Here is a 3,818-nt window from a genome sequence, read left to right on the forward strand (position 1 = left end):
ACCGGCTGATCCGCGACGAGGATGCGGCCAGGCAGCGCTCGGACCTGTTGAAGCAGACGCCCGCGCTGCGCGAGCGCGAGCTCGTCATCACCCATCGCTACGAGCGCGTCTTCGCCGGCTACCTCTCCCGGATCGCCGCGCCGGGCACGCCGTCGTGGGCGCCGATCGCCCTGGCCGCCGGCATCGTGGCCGTGCACAACGCGGCGCTGCGGCGATGGCTGCGCCAGGCCGACGCCCGCGCCCTCGGCGCCCTCGAGCGCGATCTCGCCGAGCTCACCGGCCGCTTCTCCCCCTGGTTCGGGCGCGAGGGCCGCGCGTCCCGCGTCGTGGTGGCCTCGTTCGACGCCGATGCCTCGCCCGACGAGGTGCTGCGGGCGGTCGCCGCGCAGCTGGGCTGAGCAGCGGCGCTCGCTCTCAGTGGACGAGGATCGCCCGCGTGCTCGCCTCGGGAGCGAGATCGATGCGGCGCAGCACCTGCGCGTTGAGCGCCACGACGATGGTCGAGAGCGACATGAGCACCGCGCCGACCGACATCGGCAGCACGAACCCCACCGGGGCGAGGATGCCCGCCGCCAGCGGCACCGAGATCAGGTTGTAGCCGGCGGCCCACCAGAGGTTCTGCTTCATCTTGCGGTACGCGGCGCGCGAGAGCTCGATGACGGAGAGCACCGAGCGCGGATCGGAGCCGGCGAGGATCACGCCGGCCGAGGCGATCGCCACGTCGGTACCGGCGCCGATCGCGATGCCGACGTCGGCCTGCGCGAGCGCGGGGGCATCGTTGACGCCGTCACCGACCATTGCGACCCGCTTGCCCTCCTGCTGCAGACCGGCGACCTTCGCCGCTTTGTCCTCGGGGCGCACGCCGGCGAAGACCCGGTCGATGCCGAGCTCGCCCGCCACCTGCCGGGCGACGGACTCGGCGTCGCCCGTGATCATCACGACCTCTACGCCCAGCTCGTGCAGCGCCTCGACCGCCTCGCAGGACTCGGGGCGGATCTCGTCGGCGAGCCGCAGCCCGCCGATCGCCTCGCCGTCTCGCACGACGTGCAGGATGATCGCGCCCTCCTGCCTCCAGGCTTCGGCCTCGGAGACCTCGGGCTGTCCGGTCTCTTCGAGCAGGCGGGGCCCGCCCACCCTGATCTCGTGCCCGTCGACCGTGGCGGCGACCCCGACGGCCGGCGACGACGAGAATCCGCTCGCGGACTCGAGGGCGAGGCCGCGCTCCTTCGCGGAGGCGACGATGGCCTTCGCGAGGGGGTGCTCGCTGTCGGCCTCGGCGGACGCCGCCAGAGCGAGCACCCGATCGGCGTCGAACCCGTCGGCGGGAGCGATCTCGATGACGGCCGGCTCCCCCTTCGTGAGCGTGCCGGTCTTGTCGAAGAGCACCGCATCGACCAGGCGCATCGACTCGAGCGCCAGGCGATCCTTGACCAGCACGCCCCCGCGGGCGGCCCGCTCGGTCGCGATCGACACGACCAGCGGGATCGCGAGGCCGAGGGCGTGCGGGCAGGCGATCACCAGCACCGTGATGGAGCGGACCACCGCGGCATCCGGGTCGCCGACGAGCGTCCAGACGACGGCCGTGACCACCGCGGCGGCGAGCGCGAACCAGAACAGCAGCGCCGCTGCTCGATCGGCGATGCGCTGTGCGTGCGACGACGAGCTCTGGGCCTCGGCGACGAGCCGGTTGATGCCCGCGAGCGTCGTGTCGTCGCCCGCTGCGGTGATGCGCACCCGCAGCCCGGAGTCGGTCGCGACGGTACCGGCGGTGACAGGGTCGCCCGCGCCGCGGGCGACCGGCCGGGACTCGCCGGTGATCATCGACTCGTCCATGTCCGCGCGGCCGTCCACGATCGTGCCGTCGGCGGGCACGCTGCCGCCCGGGCGCACGAGCACCACGTCGCCGACGCGCAGCTCGTGCGGCGCGACGGTCACGACCGAGTCGCCCTCGACGCGCTCCGCCTCGTCGGGCAGCAGGGCGGCGAGAGAGTCGAGCGCGGAGGTCGTCTGCGCCAGGGATCGCATCTCGATCCAGTGCCCGAGCAGCATGATCACGATGAGCAGCGCCAGCTCCCACCAGAACTCGAGTTCGTGGTGAACGATGCCGAGCGTCGCCGCCCAGGACGCGAGGAAGGCGACGGTGATCGCGAGGGCAATCAGCAGCATCATGCCGGGCTTGCGGGCCCGGATCTCGCCGACGGCACCGGCCAGGAACGGCCGGCCACCCCAGACGTACATGACCGCGCCGAGGGCGGGGGCGATCCACGACGCCCAGCCGGGCGCCCTGTAGCCGAGCAGCATGCCGAACATCGGCGAGAAGGCGACGACGGGCATCGCGATGACTAGGTTGATCCAGAACAGGCGGCGGAACTGGGCGACGTGACCGCCATGAGCATCGTGCCCGCCGTGGCCGCCGTGCTCCTCGAGCCCTCCTTGTTCGCCCAGTGCGCCGTGCTCGTCGTGCCTCTCGTGCTCGTGATGGCCGGACCACGGGCGGTGCCCATGCGGATGATGCCCATGCGGATGATGCTCGTGCGGATGCGGATTCGTCATGGGATGCGTTCGATTCGGTCGATGTCGGTCGGAGCCGATGAGCGGGCGCTACTTCTCGATGATGCTCTTGAAACCTCGCAAACGGAGGCTGTTGCCGACGACGAAAACGCTGGAGAACGCCATCGCCGCACCCGCCAGCATGGGGCTCAGCATGCCGAGCGCCGCGACCGGGATCGCCGCGACGTTGTAGGCGAAGGCCCAGAACAGATTGGTCTTGATCGTGCCGAGCGTCTTGCGTGAGAGCCGGATCGCGTCGACCGCGGCGCGCAGGTCGCCTCGCACGAGGGTGAGGTCGGAGGCCTCGATCGCCACGTCGGCGCCGGTGCCCATCGCGAGCCCGAGGTCCGCCTGCGCGAGCGCGGGGGCGTCGTTGACGCCGTCGCCGACCATCGCGACGAGCTTGCCATCGCTCTGCAGCCGCTTGATCACGTCGACCTTGTCCTGCGGCAGCACCTCGGCGACCACGCGCTCGATGCCGACCTCGGCCGCGATCTGTCGGGCGACCGCCTCGTTGTCGCCGGTGAGCAGCACCGGGGCGAGGCCCAGGGCCTCCAGCTGCCGGATCGCCTCGGCGCTCGTCGGCTTCACCGTGTCGGCTACGACGAGGATGCCGCGGGCCTCACCGTCCCAGCCGACCGCGACGACAGTCTTGCCCTCACCCTCGGCCTGCGCCTTGGTCGCGGCGAGCTCGGGCGAGAGACGCTGCCCCCGGTCGGCCAGCAGCGACTCGCGACCGACGAGCACCGCGCGCCCGTCGACCACGCCCTGTACGCCCTTGCCCTCGATGTTCGCGAAGCCCTCGGGCGAGGGCAGCCGACCGGCCCAGTTTCCCGGGCTGCCGCCGTGTGCGGCACCGCGATCGCCTGAAACGCCATCGTGTTTCAGTTCCGCGATCGCGCCCCTCGCGATCGCCCGGGCGATCGGGTGCTCGGAGGCGTGCTCGAGCGCGCCGGCGAGGCGCAGCAGCTCGGCGCGCTCGACGCCCTGCTCGACGATCGCGTCGACGAGGGCCATCTTGCCGCTCGTCACGGTGCCGGTCTTGTCGAGCACGACGGTGTCGACCTTGCGGGTCGACTCGAGCACCTCGGGCCCCTTGATGAGGATTCCCATCTGGGCCCCGCGACCCGTGCCGACGAGCAGCGCCGTCGGGGTGGCGAGCCCGAGCGCGCAGGGGCACGCGATCCCGCGCACCGCGACGGCCGCGGTGACCGCGGCGGGGACCGGGAACCCGCCTCCGAGCCTCGCTCCGAGCGTCACGACGGCGA

The 3,818-nt window shown here is 72.4% G+C and carries 2 protein-coding genes and 1 pseudogene; 1 reads left to right on the forward strand and 2 read right to left on the reverse strand.

Going from position 1 to position 3,818, the window contains the following annotated elements:
• Nucleotides 1-398, forward strand: a pseudogene (locus ACK5M9_RS07560) (hypothetical protein); the annotation flags it as partial.
• Between the two features lie 16 nt (nucleotides 399-414).
• Here ACK5M9_RS07560 and ACK5M9_RS07565 read toward each other — a convergent pair.
• Nucleotides 415-2,553, reverse strand: coding sequence for a heavy metal translocating P-type ATPase (locus ACK5M9_RS07565; RefSeq protein WP_416892560.1), 2,139 nt, complete (start codon nucleotides 2,551-2,553; stop codon nucleotides 415-417).
• Between the two features lie 48 nt (nucleotides 2,554-2,601).
• On the reverse strand, nucleotides 2,602-3,818 hold a 1,217-nt coding region (locus ACK5M9_RS07570), incomplete at its 5' end, for a heavy metal translocating P-type ATPase (protein WP_416892561.1).

Origin of the sequence: Mycobacterium sp., assembly GCF_047975165.1 — a bacterium.
In the GTDB taxonomy this organism is placed as follows: Bacteria; Actinomycetota; Actinomycetes; order Mycobacteriales; family Mycobacteriaceae; genus Mycobacterium.

Excerpts from the sequence above, each read along its gene's own strand:
- ACK5M9_RS07565 (WP_416892560.1), bottom strand. The coding sequence starts at position 2,553 with ATGACGAATCCGCATCCGCACGAGCATCATCCGCATGGGCATCATCCG.